Source organism: Vibrio pelagius (assembly GCF_024347575.1).
GTDB classification, from domain to species: Bacteria; Pseudomonadota; Gammaproteobacteria; order Enterobacterales; family Vibrionaceae; genus Vibrio; species Vibrio pelagius.
Window position 1 is genome coordinate 394,407 of record NZ_AP025504.1, and the last position, 18,299, is coordinate 412,705.

Annotated in this window: 19 protein-coding genes and 3 pseudogenes; 10 read left to right on the forward strand and 12 right to left on the reverse strand. The window is 38.7% G+C overall.

Translation table 11 applies throughout. The annotated features are described in order from the left end of the window. Positions 1-92 precede the first annotated feature (92 nt). The 3 genes from vsple_RS15945 (at position 93) to vsple_RS15955 (ending at position 3,631) form a co-directional block, all read left to right on the forward strand. Positions 93-1,247 carry a hypothetical protein gene (locus vsple_RS15945; protein ID WP_261883820.1) on the forward strand — a complete coding sequence of 385 codons (1,155 nt, stop codon included), beginning with the start codon at positions 93-95 and terminating at the stop codon, positions 1,245-1,247. Positions 1,248-1,913: 666 nt separating this feature from the next. Continuing rightward, the gene (locus vsple_RS15950) at positions 1,914-3,350 is read left to right on the forward strand and encodes a YadA C-terminal domain-containing protein (protein ID WP_261883821.1); all 1,437 of its coding nucleotides are present in this window, start codon (positions 1,914-1,916) and stop codon (positions 3,348-3,350) included. Beyond that, positions 3,350-3,631, forward strand: coding sequence for a hypothetical protein (locus vsple_RS15955; protein ID WP_255232624.1), 282 nt, complete (start codon positions 3,350-3,352; stop codon positions 3,629-3,631). The genes vsple_RS15950 and vsple_RS15955 overlap by 1 nt, the downstream gene beginning before the upstream one ends. Before the next feature lie 422 nt (positions 3,632-4,053). Here the strand turns inward: vsple_RS15955 and vsple_RS15960 are convergent, their stop codons facing one another. The 10 genes from vsple_RS15960 to vsple_RS16005 all read right to left on the reverse strand — a co-directional run bounded on the left by vsple_RS15960 (position 4,054) and on the right by vsple_RS16005 (position 12,313). After that, entirely contained in the window at positions 4,054-5,094 is a 1,041-nt protein-coding gene (locus vsple_RS15960; protein ID WP_261883822.1) for an IS481 family transposase, read from the reverse strand. A 128-nt stretch (positions 5,095-5,222) separates the two neighbouring features. Then, entirely contained in the window at positions 5,223-6,395 is a 1,173-nt protein-coding gene (locus vsple_RS15965; RefSeq protein WP_261883823.1) for a trypsin-like serine peptidase, read from the reverse strand. Then, entirely contained in the window at positions 6,395-7,072 is a 678-nt protein-coding gene (locus vsple_RS15970; RefSeq protein WP_261883824.1) for a hypothetical protein, read from the reverse strand. The genes vsple_RS15965 and vsple_RS15970 overlap by 1 nt, the downstream gene beginning before the upstream one ends. 1,007 nt (positions 7,073-8,079) lie before the next feature. After that, positions 8,080-8,493, reverse strand: coding sequence for a hypothetical protein (locus vsple_RS15975; protein WP_261883825.1), 414 nt, complete (start codon positions 8,491-8,493; stop codon positions 8,080-8,082). 198 nt (positions 8,494-8,691) lie between these two features. Beyond that, positions 8,692-8,937 (reverse strand): hypothetical protein, encoded by a 246-nt coding sequence (locus vsple_RS15980; protein WP_261883826.1) that lies wholly within the window; start codon positions 8,935-8,937, stop codon positions 8,692-8,694. 113 nt (positions 8,938-9,050) lie between these two features. Then, complete coding sequence (locus vsple_RS15985) at positions 9,051-9,467, reverse strand: hypothetical protein (RefSeq protein ID WP_261883827.1); 417 nt, start codon at positions 9,465-9,467, stop codon at positions 9,051-9,053. Positions 9,468-10,199: 732 nt separating this feature from the next. Beyond that, complete coding sequence (locus vsple_RS15990) at positions 10,200-10,898, reverse strand: hypothetical protein (protein WP_261883828.1); 699 nt, start codon at positions 10,896-10,898, stop codon at positions 10,200-10,202. A 241-nt stretch (positions 10,899-11,139) separates the two neighbouring features. Then, positions 11,140-11,322, reverse strand: coding sequence for a hypothetical protein (locus vsple_RS15995; protein WP_261883829.1), 183 nt, complete (start codon positions 11,320-11,322; stop codon positions 11,140-11,142). 28 nt (positions 11,323-11,350) lie between these two features. Next, on the reverse strand, positions 11,351-11,965 hold the full coding sequence (locus tag vsple_RS16000; protein WP_261883830.1) for a LysE family translocator: 615 nt from the start codon (positions 11,963-11,965) through the stop codon (positions 11,351-11,353). Between the two features lie 51 nt (positions 11,966-12,016). Further along, complete coding sequence (locus tag vsple_RS16005; RefSeq protein WP_261883831.1) at positions 12,017-12,313, reverse strand: antibiotic biosynthesis monooxygenase family protein; 297 nt, start codon at positions 12,311-12,313, stop codon at positions 12,017-12,019. 110 nt (positions 12,314-12,423) lie between these two features. Between vsple_RS16005 and vsple_RS16010 the strand changes: the two genes are divergently transcribed. The 6 genes and pseudogenes from vsple_RS16010 (at position 12,424) to vsple_RS16035 (ending at position 14,688) form a co-directional block, all read left to right on the forward strand. Continuing rightward, positions 12,424-12,666, forward strand: a complete 243-nt coding sequence (locus tag vsple_RS16010; RefSeq protein ID WP_261883832.1) for a type II toxin-antitoxin system Phd/YefM family antitoxin — start codon at positions 12,424-12,426, stop codon at positions 12,664-12,666. Between the two features lie 6 nt (positions 12,667-12,672). Then, positions 12,673-12,967, forward strand: a pseudogene (locus vsple_RS16015) (type II toxin-antitoxin system RelE/ParE family toxin). A gap of 90 nt (positions 12,968-13,057) precedes the next feature. Next, positions 13,058-13,252, forward strand: a pseudogene (locus tag vsple_RS16020) (transposase); the annotation flags it as partial. A gap of 135 nt (positions 13,253-13,387) precedes the next feature. After that, entirely contained in the window at positions 13,388-13,672 is a 285-nt protein-coding gene (locus tag vsple_RS16025) for a type II toxin-antitoxin system TacA family antitoxin (RefSeq protein ID WP_005398409.1), read from the forward strand. Next, positions 13,669-13,947, forward strand: coding sequence for a type II toxin-antitoxin system RelE/ParE family toxin (locus vsple_RS16030; RefSeq protein WP_261883834.1), 279 nt, complete (start codon positions 13,669-13,671; stop codon positions 13,945-13,947). The genes vsple_RS16025 and vsple_RS16030 overlap by 4 nt, the downstream gene beginning before the upstream one ends. Positions 13,948-14,038: 91 nt before the next feature. Continuing rightward, positions 14,039-14,688: pseudogene (locus vsple_RS16035) on the forward strand (transposase). A gap of 546 nt (positions 14,689-15,234) precedes the next feature. Here vsple_RS16035 and vsple_RS16040 read toward each other — a convergent pair. Continuing rightward, a complete protein-coding gene (locus vsple_RS16040; protein WP_261883835.1) occupies positions 15,235-15,750 on the reverse strand; it encodes a hypothetical protein in 516 nt (171 codons plus the stop codon). A 118-nt stretch (positions 15,751-15,868) separates the two neighbouring features. Between vsple_RS16040 and vsple_RS16045 the strand changes: the two genes are divergently transcribed. Continuing rightward, a complete protein-coding gene (locus vsple_RS16045) occupies positions 15,869-17,023 on the forward strand; it encodes an IS110 family RNA-guided transposase (RefSeq protein WP_261881728.1) in 1,155 nt (384 codons plus the stop codon). Between the two features lie 393 nt (positions 17,024-17,416). On the opposite strand, the gene vsple_RS16050 is transcribed toward vsple_RS16045, so the two are convergent. Next, positions 17,417-18,208 carry a DUF4263 domain-containing protein gene (locus vsple_RS16050; RefSeq protein ID WP_261883836.1) on the reverse strand — a complete coding sequence of 264 codons (792 nt, stop codon included), beginning with the start codon at positions 18,206-18,208 and terminating at the stop codon, positions 17,417-17,419. Positions 18,209-18,299 lie beyond the last annotated feature (91 nt).

Genomic DNA, 18,299 nt, shown 5'->3' on the forward strand with positions numbered 1-18,299 from the left:
AACGTAACGCTTTGTAAGCATCTGGTTCTTAATGCAACAAATTGAATTAACTTCTGTCTCATTGTTGTATTTGGATAAACGAGATTCTTGAAGTGAAAACAAAATTAGCCTTTTTATTTGGTTTGGCTCTCTCTGGTTGTAATGCCGGATCAAGTGCTAACAACACAATAAAACCTGTAACACCGGACACTACCGAAACCACTCTAACCGACAAGTATGATAGAGAAATGATCAGCCAGATAGCCAAGGCAAGTAAAACTCTTTCTGATGAAAAGATATGGTTTGACTATGGCAACTGGTACAAATCAGCACCGATTTATATGCTTAGAATGGATGATGTAAATAACAAAGATCCATTAAAAGTATTTTTGTTTAACCCTGTTGAACCTGACAAATCATTTCAGAAATTAGGGCAAAACGAATCATCCGGATTAGATACTTATCGTAATGATGTGAACATGCATCTAGCCAATGACAAGATCAATAAACTGAATGGAATGTTTGATTTTGACTACAAATTTGAAAAAGGTGTTTATTACGCGCAAAAGTATCACAAACTGGAAATGAGTCCGAACAACGTTGATCACGGACATAAGACGATAGATAGGAACATTTCACTTAACATTCATGAGAATTTTCACAAGTACCAGATGAAAAACTTCAAGATCCCTAGCTCATTTGTTCAGGTCTTAGATGGCTACCCAGTAAATGCTGAATTGATAGAGTTAAAGCTGTTGACCTTGCAAACTTTCAAAGGACTTCCCAAAAGCATAACTAAGAGCGAGGCGACAAGTTTATTGAAAAAATATGTTGCACTTACAAAAAAGCAGATTGAAATTGATACAAGTGAGAAGAGACTTGTTGAAAATATGGGGCTATGGCAAGAGCTGACCGAAGGATCAGCAAAATATGTTGAAACAGTGGCTATCAGAAAAATGTTTGCTCATGCAAAAGACTCAACATTTGTATACAGCTGGTTTTTAGAGAATGAATATAAAACAGCTAAAGAGGTAAAAGAGCAATTTGGGTTTGGGATTTTTTACGAAACAGGCGCAGCTGCGATCTGGTTGCTTAATCAAGCTGGATATGATTTGAAGAAGCTAGAGAGTGGTGTTTCGCCGTATCAAGCAGCCACTGAATTACTAGGTGATAGTTTTGATTATGATCTCGAACTGCTCAACGTTTACGCCACAACACCGAACGCTAACGAGATTAAATACAAAGCTAAAGAATTGGCTAGATTATAAAAACCAAGCCCTGATTAACCAGGGCTTAGTATCTTCTGATTTACGATTAAAAAATAACGTCTCTTATGTAGTAGAAAATAAGAACATCTAAGCCTGCCTTGTATCAAAGCTAGTACATAAACCTATACTTATCTTTTTCACAAATATTAGCATATCAACTATCCCAAAAAAATTGGTCGCCTAAGTTATCCATGACTTTTTCGACAATCTAACTTCTAATTCCCGCTAAGTTAAATCTAATCATCAGTGCTTTCCAAATAATACCAATCACAGTAAATAGGTGATCAAAAATAGCGCAGGAAAAAGGCTTGAGAACAAGGCAGTTTTTCTGCAACAGAGAGTTTCGATAAGTAGTTATTCTACAATCAAAAATTCTAACGCAGTTATCGAGCATTTTAACAAGCTAGGATGAGCAATTATTTACTACGATTGGTATAATTAAGCATCAAAGAAATATAGCTTTATAGGTACCACAAAGGGGTCTACAGTCCACATCCTTACCTCAATATAAATTCACTTAACCTATACTTACAAAGCAAAAGTACGCTTACAAATATAGAGTTGTTTACGATGAGAATCTACTTATACTCCCACTCCGCCAATAAGGTGACATTTTTTTGTCATGTCTATTATTTGGCATATTTAATTAACAGAGTATTACAAAAAATGAAAAAAACTATTCTATCCCTAGCAATCACATCCATCTCAACATCTTCACTTGCTGCCGTAGACTTCGAAACCAACAAACGAATTGAATATGCAACTAATACAGCTATAGCGGCTCAAATTAAGACACTAGAAAATGACAAGCGTATTAGTGGGGTCAAAAATAACGTAGATCATGTTGGCGGTATCGCGCTGAAAAACAAGAAAGCAATTGCGTCTGTTGTAAGCCAAGTTCACGACCAAAACCAACAGCAAGATCTAAGAATCCACGCGAACTTAAAAGCAACGTCAAGTAACCGCCAAAGCCTTATTGATCTTTCGAAAACAGCTGTGTCTGCTCACAAACGTTCTGACCGTGCTATCAATTTAGCAAGTGAGGCAATTATCAAAGCTGATAATAACAACATCATTGCAACTACTGCTGACAGTAAAGCAAATGAGTCCCTATACAAAGCCAACCGAAACACTGAAATTAACACTAACCAGCAAAAACAGATTGATGCAACCAACACAAAACTTAATAAAGTTGGGGAATATGTTTACAAGAACTACGTAAAGAAAGATGAAGTTATTAAATCTGTTGATTTCAAAGTCAACTCAAAGCACGACGCAAAACAGTATCTAGAGATCGGAGATAACCGCCTCGCAGCTGCAAACAATAAAACCAAGCTAAAGAAACATGACCAACGCATCACTAAACTTGAAAGCTACCACAACGATAGTATGGCTGAATTACGTTCTACTGCTTTTACTATTGATACAAAAGTTCAAGCACATAATACTGAGATTCAAAACATTGCCGTATCATCAACAAGAAATACCACAGATGTTTCAAAGCTAAAGAATGACCTTAATGAACTAAGCAAAGGCGTAACTACAAACTATGTTGATATCCAGGAGAACACAGCAACTATAAACAAAAACACGACTGCTATCGCTAAAATTCACAGCCAGGTTACTGACAACAGTGAAGACTTAGATCAAATGTCTCATGCACTAGTGGGTGATAAACAAACCGATGAACAGATTCAAACTAAACTTGCTAAACTATCAAAGGGTAACATTGTTGATTCAGTGAACAATAACCATAACCTAATTAATCAACATTCGGCTTACCACGTTCAAAAGAATCAAACTCAAGATAAGGCAATCGCTAAAAACAGCGCTGATATCGCAGATTTACGTAGTGACTTTGAGCGCCAAGCAACACAAACTAACCAAGCATTTGCTGCAATTGCTGCGATGAACAACATTCCTCTAGTTACTGGTACTGATTTCTCAATGGGTGCTGGCGTTGGTTATTACAATTCAGAGTCCGCTGTTTCAGTTGGTGGCAACTACAACGTGACAGAAAACGTTACTATTAAAGCTTCGATTGCTGGTAATGCTAACAATTGGCAGCCGATTGTAGGTGCAGGTGTGGCGGTAGGTTGGTAATGACATTAGATACTCTTTTAGCGCTTGCACGTTTGCTAGAACTAAATGTAAGTGATTCGAATGTTCGAGCTTGCATTGTCGCAGCTTATTATCATGATGGTGATAACAATGTTGAATATGAACAAGCTCTACTATCCGCTTACAGGTCGCAGAACCTAGTATTACTTAACGCGGTGAAGAATACCCAAAAATACAAAGAGCTGACATCATTGCTTGACGCGAAAAGTTGTAAAAAACGACGCAACAATATGCCAACTCAAATAATGCAATATCACTTCTAGTGATTACGCGTCCCTACTCAACTATTATGCTTTAGACTTACGAGAGGGGCGCACTAACCAATTGAAGAAACCGATAGACTATAAATAATGATTGGACACGTTATCCCTATTTGTTTGTATTACCTAGGTTTTCTTCCTATTGGAATCATTTGACAGTGATTGCTCGTTCATTAAAACTATAAATATTATCATGCCTCAATTAAAAAGTTGTTCTCGTTGCGAGAAAGTAACAATATTCAAAAGAATTAGAAGAACTAGACTACAGCGTTTTTTTAACACTGCATCAATACGCTTACAATGTACGGGATGTAATCGAAAGAAGTTATTCAAATTATAATAAAAAGCCCCGGCCATAAGGCTAGGGTGTACTAATTCAGACCTGATCTGACAGTTACCCACTCTTCGACTCGGTGCCTGTCAGGTTATATCTGGGCTAGATTCTTTTCAGCCCAGATTGATTTCCCATCCTCTAATGTTTCTATCGGTGTTCTGCCGCAGCACATTTTTCCTTGATGAGTACGATGATTGTTGTAGTAGTCCATCCATTCGTCCAGATCTTTCTGTAACTCTTCCATTGAGCCATACAGTTTCTTTCTGAATGTCACTTGGTAGAACTCATTCAATATGGTCTTGTGAAAGCGTTCGCAGATACCATTTGTCTGTGGCGACATCGCTTTAGTTTTAGTGTGGTCGATATCATTAATGGCTAGATAGAGCTGGTAATCATGTTGTTCAACACGACCGCAGTATTCAGTGCCTCGGTCAGTTAAGATTCGCAGCATTGGCAGCTCATGAGCCTCGAAGAACGGTAGAACCTTGTCATTCAACATGTCCGCCGCGGTGATTGGTGTTTTGGTCGTGTAGAGCTTGGCGAAGGCGACTTTGCTGTAGGTATCAACGAACGTCTGCTGATAGATGCGTCCAACACCTTTAAGGTTACCAACATAAAACGTGTCTTGAGAGCCGAGATAACCTGGGTGCGCGGTTTCTATCTCACCACAAGCTTCGTCGTCGTGCTTCTTGCGCTCAAGGGCAGCAACTTGCTCGTCTGTTAGGATGATACCGTTCTCAGCGACCTGTTTTTCTAACGCACTAAGGCGTTTTTTGAAGTTTTCTAAGTCATTACGAAGCCAGATTGAACGCACACCACTTGGAGAGATAAACACGCCCAGTTTACGTAGCTCATTGCTTGTTCGAACTTGCCCATGAGCTGGAAAGTCTATGGCGTATTTGAGAACGGCTTGCTCAGTTTCGCTATCGACTCGATTCTTCAGGTTTGGTGTTCTTCGACTTTGGTTAATCAGAGCATCAATACCCCCAGTTTCGACTAACTCTTGATAACGATAGAAAGTATCTCTTGATACGCCCATGACCTTGCAGGCTTTTGATACATTGCCGAGTTCTTCTGCAAGATTGAGAAGGCCAGCTTTGTGTTTGATGATTGGATTGCTAGTATGAAGCATGAGAGTTACCTCTTATTGTCTTTGATTAGTGATTAAGCACCTTTAATCAAAGTGGGTAACTCTCTTCTTTTCAAATTGAAGTGTCAGATCTAGTCGGAACTAATACAGCTAGGGCTAACATCAATATATTACTGTTCCACCGTTTTAACCAAAAAATGATCTATAGTTAAATTTTCACTCGGCTCAATCAATCTAAACTCGACTTTCACTAAGTCGCCTTTAGCTTTAAATTGGTTTAAAGTAAGTTTTAAATCTTGATCCGTTGCATCTATATTGTGCGCAACCTGGCGGCCATCGATAAACACATCAAAAGGCTTTTGCCCTCTTTCTATTACTGTTTCAATTGTATAGCTGTCGCCCTCTACAGCATAAAATACACTTTGAATGCTTCCGTCACTTAGCCATTTTGTTTCGTTGAAATCGACGTTGCCAGCGCGCCAGTAAGAATAAAACGCATGTAAGTTATCAATATCGTTTTGTGTTTCCGGCGTCCATTTAACCACATCAAAATCAATTGGCTCTACATAGCTAAAGCCATGCTCTTTCATTGTCTTGTGAATGAATGGTAGGCGCGCTATCACATCATCAAATGTGTCAGTCCAGCCACCGATTTCACTAGTACCATACTGCAAACCAATCTCACCGATTAAGTATAGTTCACCGTCTCTTTCAATCGTGATACCTGAACCTGAATCACCATGAATTGAAAGCCAATTTAAGTTAGTCTTTTCTAATGTATTGAAATCATATGAATATTCAGCAAGCCAACGGTCCTCATATTCACTGTGCATCACCTGTTTAGTTCCACCGTTTCTGTGGTTGTAATTGCCGTAACCGATTTGATTAACCTCGTAAACTTTCGAGTAATCAAACATCCCCTCTTTAGGCAGCTTTGCTGGCTTAATATCTGTGATTGGCGTATCTAGTCGAACAAGAGCGAAATCACCAAAACCGCGATCATTTTTATATGGGAAATTGTATTCTCCAAATTGACCAGCCGGATCAGTGCTGGCTACCTTCCGCTTTATCTGCTGATAAACACCCTTTTCATCTTTCTCATATGAATAACAAGTAACCGTGTTTTGATATCCATCAGACTTAGAACCGCTTACATGGCTTGCAGTGACTACCCAAAACGGATCAATTAGCGTTGCTGAACCTGCATTCATGTGGCACGCAAAATCAAACTTTGATTGTAATGCAAATTCTTTGTGCTGTTGAACTGAACGATCAAATCTCGTCAAACCAGCGTTTACAGAAAGTGAGGCTAAGACCGCCGTTGCAATTAATAGCTTTTTCATTAGTTCACCTCACTTAGGTTGATTGCTTCAAGCGCATGATATGGATCGTCATTTTTCCAGCTAAATTGATCGTTTTTCGCTTTATATGTAATTGTTAACTCGTCTGTTGCCGTCTCAGTTGAGAACTCAACGCTATTCTTTGTCGTTGATATATGTGATGGGTAATAATTTGTAATTGTCACACAATCATTTTTTAAACATGCGGTGAACTCTGACATAGCAAGCCAGTTATGTGTATATAGATCTAGCTTGAATTTTCCTGTCTTGCCGGGTTTTACGATGAACTCAAAACCACCTCCAGGCTTAACGCTGATTGCATGATTTGATTGGTCCAGAAAATCTCTGTAGCTACCATTGCTCCAAAAATACTCATTTCCGCTAGCAGGCTTTTGATGATGAAATTTAAACTCACCGAACGTTTTAACATCACTGATTAAATTAGAGTTCGGCTTTGAGTGAGAACGGTTTTCACCGTACCAAAAAGCCCAGTCTAGCCCGTCTAAATCAACGCTATTCACATATCTAAACTTGCTATTATCATCTAATTTATATCCGTGAAACTTTGATGTTACTAAGATAGTTTCACTTTGTTCTGTAGAAATATTGGAAAGTTCTTCTATTTCTGACGCGATTGTGCAGGTAGAAATCAAAGTAAGTGATAAAATTTTAAGCCTCATTGTCAGTTCCCTTTATAGAAAGTAACTGAATTATATGTGCACATTATGAAACTAATGTAAGCATTTTGTAAGTCTATATATTCATTGAATCAGAATCAAAAAGAGCGTCATAATACCGTGTTAGGTTTTTGACGATCTATAGATATTTTAGTGATTTTCCACTCTAACTAACTGAAATTATTAATAATTTATATTAAGTCCTCACGGGAACTAGAGTGTATCTAGCTCCACTACGTGAGATAGAGTCACTATGAATTTTTCAAGTGTTGTCATCATATGAGATTTCTGTTTCTGATCCGATACCGTAAACAGTATTAAACCAATAATCTACGGAGTAACATATTCCTCCAAGAATTAAAAGTGGTAACAATAACCACAGTTTAAGGAACACAAAAGCACAAAGAATAGCGCCACCAAAACCTACAAACTGACCGATTCCACAGAGAAATACTATTACATGATATCTAGTTTTGATCTTACCTTGATACGGACGAATTAGATCTTTTAACATATAACCCTCAAAAGAAAGACGGCCTACTGAATTCTACCCTTTTATCGCCTTTCGTTAAATTTACAACAACGATTGCACCATATATTAATTACAAGCACTCATCCATGAGCACTATATTGACCTTAATCTTATTATTTATACTCCAACCCATCAGACATAGCTAATGTAAGCACATCAAAAAAATTTTATTTTAGTCCCAGAATAGCCAACTAGACCTACTATTAGAATCTCTACCGAAATTGATTTTTCTGGCAATCCCATAAGTCCAATTTTTCTTTATTGATGTACAAGTTTCTTTTCTATCTTCTAGCTCTCCAAAACTCCAAAACGGCCAGTTGGACTTTTTCTCTGTTTCATTTTTCTTCATTATATTAATATCTCATTATGTTGTGTTGTTAATAATTATCTCATTTACTATGATATTCATAAGAAACTATAGTTTCTTATTTTACTATGTTATTTTTATAGCACGATTTGTTTTAATTTAAAGTTAATGCTATTTAATGTACTCTTTAAGTGAAAGCTTGTATTTTCTTAGCTCTTGGTTGTAATCTTCACCAGTTACGCACTCAGCAAAACGATACCTATGTTTCGCCTGTTCAATTAGAATAAGTTCATCCTTTTTTGTCAACTTACCACTCAATTTTTCAAGCCTATCTATTAGATCATATTTGTTAATGTCTTGCTGTTCTATTTTTATTAATAGTTTTTCAGTACGCTCAATTAATTGATCAACACTTTCATATTCAAATTTCTTAGACCCACAAAAAGAAACTTGACCACTTTCAACCATTAGATTTTTTTTAACCATTGCATTTAGATAGATTTGGTAAAATTCATCTTTATAAATACTACCAATAACGGCGCTACCACAAAGAGCTACAGAAAATAATAAGGCTATACTTTTCATATTTGATCTTATATTTGTTTTTATATATTTTATCATCTATACATTTAGGATAATCTATCCAATAAGTAAATAAAGGTAATTGCATGTAAGCACTTGAACTATTGATGTATATTTTAAATTGCAATGTTGTTAGTTATCTTAAGCAGATCTTGCCTTGTAATTAGATAACTTGTAATTAAGAGAAACCGTAGAAAAGATTCATAAATAGTCTTTTATATCCAGCTCTTTTCTAGCATCAAACTTAACTAACTTGGCTTTAATCCCCTGAATCCTTTCAACTTCAAGCGCAACAGGTACTAAATTTTTAACCCAATCTATACTAGTTCCCAACAAAGGGTGCTCAACATTGAAACGCCTAATGGATATCACACTTTCATTTCCATCACTGTGTTCATAGACGAAAGCAAATATTTCTTTTACCTCTCCCCTAAAATCATTGTTCATATAACTCCCTCTACTAAATTATTATACATTATAATATTACTTTCTTTCCGTTTTTATTTTTATTAATCCGTAAAACAATATCTATAGCAAATTAAAAACTAATAATTAGAGTTTTATTTATCACCTGAACTTATTTTCAGTATCATACCTCCTTTTCTTGATATTAAGTTTTTAAGTGTTGCTTCTTTACCTGAATACTTTTTAATAAGATCTGATTTTCTTACTGAGTTTTTAACAACTCTGACTTCGCGATCTATATTCTTATATACTTCTAATTTCTTACACTCATTGCATGAAAAATTTACTCTAAATGAGTTTGGAGTTTTAATAACAATGTGACCATTTATACAAACTAGTTTTACTTGTGTATTTTGGTTCTTGTATTCATATGAATCTGGAAAAGAAAAACCATAATTAACTGCGAAAGTCTCAAATTCTCTCTGCGCTCTAGCACTTCTTAATTTATGCCATTCAAGAGTATTTGAAAACGATTCAAATTCAACGTCTGTCAATTCGTAGAGTGTATTCATAGATTTTTATAATTAAGTAGATAAATGGCTGTAAAAACGATAAGTACTAAAAACTTGAGTTAAAAATGATACAAAATTTTAACTTAATTAGTGTAAGCATTAGTAAGTGCATGTAAATTCAATCTCACTTATCGTAATTTAAACTGCATTTAAAGTGTAATAACATAAATATGAAACAAATAGCTTAAAGCAGTTTTATATATGCACGTTGTTTTACAACATATTTCTTTGAATTTATTCGTTATCTTAGAAACATTGTCGTCTTAAAACCAAATACGCTACTCAATTCAGGATCAAAATGAACGTTTAGTTAAGGGGGGACTAGATGACTCGAAGCAATTAATGCCGCAAGATCACGATGTTTTTTTGGGGGGTAACGTATGAGTAGAGAAGCCTGCTATGAAGAAGTCCTAAAAACTCTTTGTACTTCTTCATAGCAGGCTTAACTCTTTAAACGTCAATCAGACTGGTTCTATAACGAGGTTTACATCTTGACTAGTCGAAGAAAACGCGACTTCAACTCCTTCGCTTGATTCCAGCGTGAATTTAGATATCGGGCTTGTCTCATAATGCCAGAGATTGAACGCGATCTATGACAAATATGATAATCCTCGCATAGGGAAACAAGGCAACAACCTCACTGAAGCCACCTTTCTGTGCAATTAACACTAAGCCCAACGAGGACGTAAAGAAGTAGAACAGCTGATACAACTTGATGCTTTTATATGCGTACTAGTCGTAATTTCTGAAATTATTGATAACTCTATACGTAATACTGCGGTTGTTTGCTTCTAATACCTCAATAGTGGCGCCTTGATAGCTTATAACGTTGCTTTCATTTAGATCGTACTCAACATCCGTTGTGAAAGGCATTCTTACCGTGTTGCCACTAAATTCACGATAGGTAAAACGTATACGATCACCTATTTTACCCGTATAAATTAAGGTTTGTTGCAAGGCACTGGAATCATAGATCGTTTTATCGTAAATACGCGCTTTCGATGTCACGTTATCAAGGTCACTGCAATCGGTAGCCTCTAACATCAAACCCATACTTGGTTCATATAGACAAGCAAGTTTTGCTTTCTCATTTACAACTAGCATAGCCTCAGAAAAAGCGCCTGAAAACGCGCTTTCTTTATCTTCTGGCTGAAAAATAGCCCTATCCATCGAATTTCCAACATATCCTGTTTGGATGTATTTGTTTGGCATTAATGTAGCCAATGAAACTGAAGCCTCGTTATATACATCGATAGCTCTTACTTCACTACTTAACCCTTGACGTAACAGATGCTCTCCCAAAGAAACAGTGACCTCTCTTTCTAAAGGAGGATAGCTAAATTTTTTAGGTACAGGCTGTTGATACGTGGGAGAACCAGCACAACCAGTCAGTAATGCTGCAATAGAAATAATACAAAAAGGCTTAATCATAAATATCTCAAATATGTATATATTAGAGACACTTATTATAAATATTGCCTTTGTTTACGTAAGGGGTATTAACCAAATCTTACACATAACGTCCACCCCTAAAACATGAGAATTTGAACTTCGTAGCAGCATAATGCACGAGCAGACAAACCCACCAAGTTAGAAAACTCTGTAATATTCATTGGACTTCTTCCTAGCAGGTTTAGCTCTTTGAACGTAAATCACACAGGTTAAACCTAAATCACACGGGTTCGATGACGAGATTTACATCTGGACTAGTCGAAGAAAATACCACATCAGTTCGTTCGCTTGATTCCAGCGTGAATTCAGCACCAGACTCAACATGAAAGCTCAGTTTAGCTTGGTTGAATTGAACCGTGATTTCGCCTGATTCAGAACTTACATTCTTAAATGTCTTTTTCATTTCAAACTCCTTGTGAATAACGGATAGATTATTGACGACTGATTAACAGATTTGCTCCCGACAGTGCCAAAAAAGAAGCACATGCCTTGTTAAATCGTTTGGCCATTTGCGGTTTAGTGAACCACTGTCTCAGATAGATACCGAATATGGCGTAAAGTGATATTGCGCCTAATTCCAAGACTAGGAATATAAGCCCAAGAATCAAAAACTGCTCGTTTACATTGGCCGACACATCGACAAACTGAGGAAGAAATGCAGTAAAGATAAGAATCGCTTTAGGGTTACCTGCTGCCAGTAAAAACTCTTGTTTGGCTAAACCTAAACGGCTTTGAACAGTATCGATTTCTAATATAGGGCTTGCTTCAGAACGCCAGAGATTAAACGCTATCCACAACAAGTATGCAGCGCCTGCAACTTTAATGGTGAGAAACAGCGTTTGAGATGCATACAGAACGACTGCTAATCCGGATGCAGCAAGTGCAATCATGACCGCAAACGCCGCAATTCGACCAAGACCAGCAATAAAGGCAGACTTAAAGCCATAACAACGCGCATTATTCATCGACAACAAATTATTCGGGCCAGGCGTCATATTCAGAGCAAAGCACGCGGGAATAAAAAGCAGTAACTTCCAGATTTCCATCAGGTTTCCTTCATCAAAATATGAACACGCAATAGGTGAGTTTTGGTTAGGCTATTTGGTTCTGTCTTCAATTTCATTGAACGCTTCCACTGAAACACGTTCAGCGATATCACGCATCTTTTGCATTTTTTCTGGGTTTCGGTTTCCCCAAAACAGCTCCCAACCTGTTCGGCTTCTCCACTTTGCAATGGTTAATACCTTTTCTGGCGTGTCGGATGATTGAAGCATGAAGCTACCGAGCGCACCTTCTGTCGATTCGTGAATTGACTCAGTCGCAGAGCGCCACACACTTTGAAACTCTTCCATTTTATCAAGTGGAACTCGCCACTCGTAGATAACTCTAAACATAAACGATCCTTTTATGTTTACCTTTCACACAAATCGCACGATTTAATCAGATTGACCATTTCATGCGACCAGCTATAAGCTTACTGTAATTCCAGATTTGGAGATTGATCATGCATACATTAACAGCAAATGATGCCAAACGTAATTTTGGTGAGCTACTCCTAAGCGCCCAACGTGAGCCTGTGAAGATTAGCAAGAACAGTAAAGATGCCGTAGTTGTAATGTCTACCAAGGACTATGAAGAACTAGAAGCAATGAAAGCCGATTATCTTAGACATTGCTTCGAGTCCGCAAAACAAGACTTAGCACAAGGTGAAGTGGTTGATGGTGAAGACTTTTTAAACGCCTTATAACCCGATATGCAAAAGAACAAATACAAACTGAGTAAATTAGCTCAGACTCATTTACGGAAAATTAAAAGCTACACAGTTAACAATTTCTCTGAGATGCAGTGGCGAAGCTATAAAGATACGTTACTGACTGGTTTTCAGATGCTTGCTGATAATCCAGCGGTTGGTCGCCGTTGTGATGAAATATACCTAAGCGGTATATTTCCCTGTAGGCAAACATACCGCTTACTTTACAAAAGAAGATGGCTTCATTTTAGTTGTAGCCACACTCGGTCGTTCACAGCTTCCTGAGAACCACATATAATCAAGCTTTCACCCTGGATTTAGGGTGATGATCTTGATTGGTAAACTAACGAGCCTGTAGGGTTTCTCCCTTACCCGTTCTCAATTCTGATCCTACCGACATTTCATCATGCTCAAGATTATCTTTTACGCCTATTCTCTTGGTATGTTATCAAGTCGACGTATTGAAAGAGCCTGCATCAACAATATCACCTTCATGTGTCTGTCTGGCGATGTAAGACCACACTTCACCACCATTGCTGCCTTCATCGCAAAAATGAAAGACACCATTAAACCACACCTAACGCATTGTTCTATAATGACTAAATTTGAAGTAGAAGCAAAAATGTCAAGCGTTGTGAATCCCTCTTAAATGCTTGTTAGTTGCCCATCTCAAAGCCTAGTGCTAACATTTGTACACACACCAACAAAGGAATATATCATGGACACTAGAATTCAATTTCGTGTTGATGAAGAAACAAAACGCCTAGCTCAACAAATGGCTGAGAGCCAAGGCCGAACTCTAAGTGATGCTTGTCGTGAACTTACTGAGCAACTCGCTGAACAACAAAGAAAAACATTATCTCACGATGCATGGCTAACTGAACAAGTAAACCTAGCATTTGAGAAGTTTGACTCTGGAAAATCCGTTTTCGTTGAGCACCAAACGGCTAAGTCTCGAATGGAAGAGCGCAAAGCCAGAATCCGTAATCGAGGTAAGCAATGATTTTATGGGAAGAAGAGTCACTTAATGATCGTGAAAAGATCTTTGAGTTTCTCTATGACTTCAACCCTGATGCTGCAGAAAAAACAGACAACCTCATTGAAGCAAAAGTAGAAAACTTGCTTGAACAATCTTTAATGGGTGTACAACGAGATAGCATCCGCGGACGATTGCTCATCATTCCTGAGATTTCGATGATTGTCTCTTACTGGATTGAGGGCGATATCATCCGAGTTATGCGTGTACTACACCAGAAACAAAAATTCCCTGCGGATTGATTGCTTCCTCAGGGGAACTAACGAATGACATGGATTCCCCCTACCGAGGATCTGCCACACTTATGTGGTACTTAAATGCATCAGAGGCACCATGTCTGATTATTCTTATTTTTGCGGTATCGACCTAGCTAAAAACCACTTTAGCCTTCATGCCGTAGACCAAAATGGTAAAGTCATACTTCATAAGTCAGTAACACGCTCTAAACTATTGACTACAATAGCAAATATGCCACTCATGCGTATAGGCGTTGAAGCGTGTGGTGGTGCACATTATTGGGCTAGAACACTCAATAAACTGGGTCATGACGTCCGCATTATGGCTGTTAAATACGTAACTCCTTATCGAACTAAGGGAAAGAACGACCTTAATGACGCTGTTGCTATTTGCGAAGCTGTTCAGCGATACTCGCTTCGATAGGTAATGGCTCTCAATTTGATAAAAGTCGCGACTTCTCTGCTTGGTTAAGCTTAGTGCCAAAGCAGTATTCCACAGGAGGAAAGCCTCGGCTAGGTCGGATAACCAAACACGGTGATAAATACTTACGAACACTATTAGTTCACGGCGCAAGGACCGTGATTGCCAACCTTGGCGACAAGCAAGATAAGCTAAGTCAGTGGTGTCGAGGCGTTCTGGAGCGCAGAGGAATGAATCGAGCGATAGTGGCACTTGCCGCGAAGAACGCACGAATTATATGGTCGCTTTTATACAACCAAACTGAGTATGAGAACTATGCTGCTTAATACCAATCGTAGTAAATAATTGCTCACCCTAGCTTGTTAAAATGCTCGATAACTACGTTAGAATTTTTGATTGTAGAATAACTACTTATCGAAAAATTCTGCCTTGTTCTCAAGCCTTTTTCCTGCGCTATTTTTGATCACTTATTTACTGTGATTGGTATAAGTAGAAGCTTAAGCAGCATAAAAGAGTTAAACCCACCGGGTCATTGCAGACGCTAATGATGGAGATAGGTTAAGACCACTTGCGGAGAGCCTGTTAATGCGGCGGACACACTCGATGTCATCTAACGAATAAGGCACCGCAGTCGCGCAAAGTCATCAGGGCCACGATGAAAATAAAATCATCGATAAGTAGGCCGAATGTAGAGCGGCAGTCCAAAACCCATCAACACAAGTTTAGCGAATGTTTGACAACCGGGGGAATCCATGTAGCCGCGTTAAGTAGTGAGCAACGCAACCACGAAACCTAACCGTACCACCATAAACACAAAACCCAACGATGGAATGAAAAATGCCATGCGTTGGGAATCACTCTTAAACAGATTGTTATGAAACAGACTCATCACTCTCTGTTTCTTTCATAGACCAACCAGCAGCATATAGAATATGCTTTTCATGCAAGTCAGTCTGCGTTGTATGCGAATCAACAACAACTTCCTCAGACTTAACTTTTGGTATCACTGTAACAGGCTCAAGACCAAGACCTATAGTTGGTAAGTTTTTCCTAGATTCTATGACTTCTTTGAGCGTTGGTTTCTGAAGTGGTGTTCGCTTTTTACGTTTTGGTTTTCGTGTATGTTTGCGCTTAGATTTCTGTTCTTTCTTTTTTGCTTCCACAAAATCCAGGCTATCGATTAAAGTCTGCAATTCGCCTAACGCTTTAAAATTCAACCGTTTGGTTGGCGGTAATGCATGTACTGATTCATAAAAGCTTCGGATTTTTGCTTTCTCTTTCTTCGAGAAAACAAATTGTCCATTTGGGAACATTTGGCTATAGAAAGAGCCATAGCTAGCCATTGCTTTAGGATTTCTAAGCACCCCTACAAATTCACTAATGTCCATAGTTCCCTCTGTTTCATAGACATAATGACCCCCACGAGGTGCTAGCCTCCAATATCGTGGGTTAGCTAAAAGCCAGAGCCATAATTAGTGCGTCAAACAACTAAATTTGGAGGCTAGCATGAGTAAAGATAGCATAATTTTCATTGGCTTAGATACGCATAAGTCATTTATTCAAGTCGCTGTTTTACAAGAACATCGAGGGGCAAACCCACAACAGTTAGGCCGCATTAAATCCAATAAGTCTGCACTAATTAAATTGGCCAAACAACTGCAATCCAAGTATCCCAAAGCGACTCTGCACTTTGTCTATGAAGCGGGGCCATGTGGTTACTGGACTTATCGCTTGATTACGAGCCTTGGACACTGCTGCTATGTCGTCGCTCCATCGTTGATACCTAAGAAGCCTGGTGATCGAGTTAAAACTGACAAGCGAGATGCAGTGAAGCTCACGAAGTTGTTAAAAGCCGAAGAGCTTACACCCATCTATGTACCGGAAGCCGAGGATGAAGCCATTCGAGACCTCTCACGTGCCAGAGAAACGGCCATGAAAGATCTCAAAGACGCAAAGTTCCAACTCAAAGGCTTTCTTCTTCGCAATAATATCCAAGCTACGGTGAATGATAACTGGTCTAAAAAGCATCTACGGTGGCTGACCGACCTCATTCTTCCTCACCATAGTCAACAAATCGTCTTACAAGAGATGATCATCACTATCAATGAACGCATACAACGCCTTCAACGACTCGACAACGAACTGCTCCATCAGGTTAAAAACTGGCGATATTATCCTGTAGTGAAAGCCATACAAGCTATGCGTGGAGTGAGGTTACTCGTAGCTCTCGGCACAATAGCTGAACTGGGTGACCTACGACGGTTCGACCATCCAAGAAAACTTATGGCTTACCTTGGACTTGTACCAACAGAAAACTCTAGTGGAGGTAAAACTCGCCGCGGCAGTCTGACAAAGTGTGGTAACAGTCGGGCTAGACGGTTGCTCGTTGAAGGCGCACATACCTATAAACACAAAGCGAACATCTCCGTAGAGCTTCAACTAAGGCAAGAAGGACTACCTAAAGAGATCGTCGATATTGCTTGGCAAGCCCAGCAAAGGTTATGTCGTCGTTACCAACGGCTACTGCAAAAAGGTAAACACCGAAATGTCGTTGTTGTCGCCATTGCAAGAGAGATGATCGCCTACATCTGGGCGATTGCTCGTGAAGTTGTCATCAGCGACGTAGATCCTAAAACACGAATCGCTCGTTTACCGGCATGAAGAAAGAATTAGTGTTATCGCATTGGATAAAGCATCGGGAGTGGCACAAACACCGACGGCGTTAGGACGGCAATATAGCTTCGGCTATATTGAACCACGAGCATAGACTGAAGACAGGTGCTACGACGGAACAAGTAAGGTAGGCTCTACTCATCAAACGATGAGCAATCCACGTATATCAGCATGAGAACCGACGACATTACTTGCTTCATCTATGTGATAACACTATCCCCTAAATAACAAGAAAGGCTCTATAAATGCGGGAGCAGAAACTTCTACGCTCTTATTGACAGTGGGGGTCATATCAACGCCGCATTAAGGTGTGAGCGACGCTTGGCTATACTTGAGCGAAGCGAAACTGCCAAGCGTTGCGAATCACTCTTAAATGCTTTGTTAGCCTAACCTTTTAAACTGCTCATATAGTTCATTGCTCTCCCTATGTTCTAAAAGTAGTGAAGCATTCAATGCATAAGAATGAGAACAATTAAACTTTGGGCTTGCCACGATTTGCTTCCATTTTTTCCCATTCAGAGCCTTGCTGAAAGGATTAACTAATTCATTAAGCTCTTCTAAAGAAAGGCTATTTTCTTCTGCGGAATACAAGTAACTACGATTCGAGAACATCCTAAACCTCAACTCTTCAGCTAACCGATCAAAGCTTCTAATGTTAACCTTGTGCGCGTCCTCGTAGCGGCGGCGATATTTAACCATATCAAGCATTTCAGCACGACGTCCTATGTATATGGTATAGATATAACGAGGCTTTTGAAAAACCAAAGCACTTTTAGAAGGGAACAACCTATTGCTCTGAGGGGTGTTATCCGTAATCCAATCACGCCAGTCTTCAATCTGCTTCAAAGCATCAGCTAGCTTCTGTGAAGCTTTACCATGCTTGGTAAAAATCTTATCTGTGGGCTTCTCTATCTCTATTAATTCATAGATGAATCCATTACTTCCATCATCAATAAGACGTACAAAGTCTGTTTGATGATCATCTCCAAGATTGAGTTTACTTGCGCACATTAATGTTCTTATATCATCACAAAAGAAGAGTCCCGCGTGTTCACTTAAGAAAGCATGACACATTTCTTCACTAACTTTTTGTGAGCTTATTAGATCTAACCATTGTTCTGAGACTTCTTGAATCAATGCTCTATTGGAGTTCATAAGCTCCCAATTATTCATCTTATATCCCTAATCATTTGACTTGTGAGTGTTGGGGGTAGGCTAACAGCTCTATTAGACAGAATAATTCTGCATTTTACCTTTGCAACAA

Bases quoted from the DNA above. Each gene is read 5' to 3' on its own strand.
- vsple_RS15950 (WP_261883821.1), top strand. From the start codon at position 1,914: ATGAAAAAAACTATTCTATCCCTAGCAATCACATCCATCTCAACATCT.
- vsple_RS15955 (WP_255232624.1), top strand. From the start codon at position 3,350: ATGACATTAGATACTCTTTTAGCGCTTGCACGTTTGCTAGAACTAAAT.
- vsple_RS15960 (WP_261883822.1), bottom strand. From the start codon at position 5,094: ATGCTTCATACTAGCAATCCAATCATCAAACACAAAGCTGGCCTTCTC.
- vsple_RS15965 (WP_261883823.1), bottom strand. From the start codon at position 6,395: ATGAAAAAGCTATTAATTGCAACGGCGGTCTTAGCCTCACTTTCTGTA.
- vsple_RS15970 (WP_261883824.1), bottom strand. From the start codon at position 7,072: ATGAGGCTTAAAATTTTATCACTTACTTTGATTTCTACCTGCACAATC.
- vsple_RS15975 (WP_261883825.1), bottom strand. From the start codon at position 8,493: ATGAAAAGTATAGCCTTATTATTTTCTGTAGCTCTTTGTGGTAGCGCC.
- vsple_RS15980 (WP_261883826.1), bottom strand. From the start codon at position 8,937: ATGAACAATGATTTTAGGGGAGAGGTAAAAGAAATATTTGCTTTCGTC.
- vsple_RS15985 (WP_261883827.1), bottom strand. From the start codon at position 9,467: ATGAATACACTCTACGAATTGACAGACGTTGAATTTGAATCGTTTTCA.
- vsple_RS15990 (WP_261883828.1), bottom strand. From the start codon at position 10,898: ATGATTAAGCCTTTTTGTATTATTTCTATTGCAGCATTACTGACTGGT.
- vsple_RS15995 (WP_261883829.1), bottom strand. From the start codon at position 11,322: ATGAAAAAGACATTTAAGAATGTAAGTTCTGAATCAGGCGAAATCACG.
- vsple_RS16000 (WP_261883830.1), bottom strand. From the start codon at position 11,965: ATGGAAATCTGGAAGTTACTGCTTTTTATTCCCGCGTGCTTTGCTCTG.
- vsple_RS16005 (WP_261883831.1), bottom strand. From the start codon at position 12,313: ATGTTTAGAGTTATCTACGAGTGGCGAGTTCCACTTGATAAAATGGAA.
- vsple_RS16010 (WP_261883832.1), top strand. From the start codon at position 12,424: ATGCATACATTAACAGCAAATGATGCCAAACGTAATTTTGGTGAGCTA.
- vsple_RS16025 (WP_005398409.1), top strand. From the start codon at position 13,388: ATGGACACTAGAATTCAATTTCGTGTTGATGAAGAAACAAAACGCCTA.
- vsple_RS16030 (WP_261883834.1), top strand. From the start codon at position 13,669: ATGATTTTATGGGAAGAAGAGTCACTTAATGATCGTGAAAAGATCTTT.
- vsple_RS16040 (WP_261883835.1), bottom strand. From the start codon at position 15,750: ATGGACATTAGTGAATTTGTAGGGGTGCTTAGAAATCCTAAAGCAATG.
- vsple_RS16045 (WP_261881728.1), top strand. From the start codon at position 15,869: ATGAGTAAAGATAGCATAATTTTCATTGGCTTAGATACGCATAAGTCA.
- vsple_RS16050 (WP_261883836.1), bottom strand. From the start codon at position 18,208: ATGAATAATTGGGAGCTTATGAACTCCAATAGAGCATTGATTCAAGAA.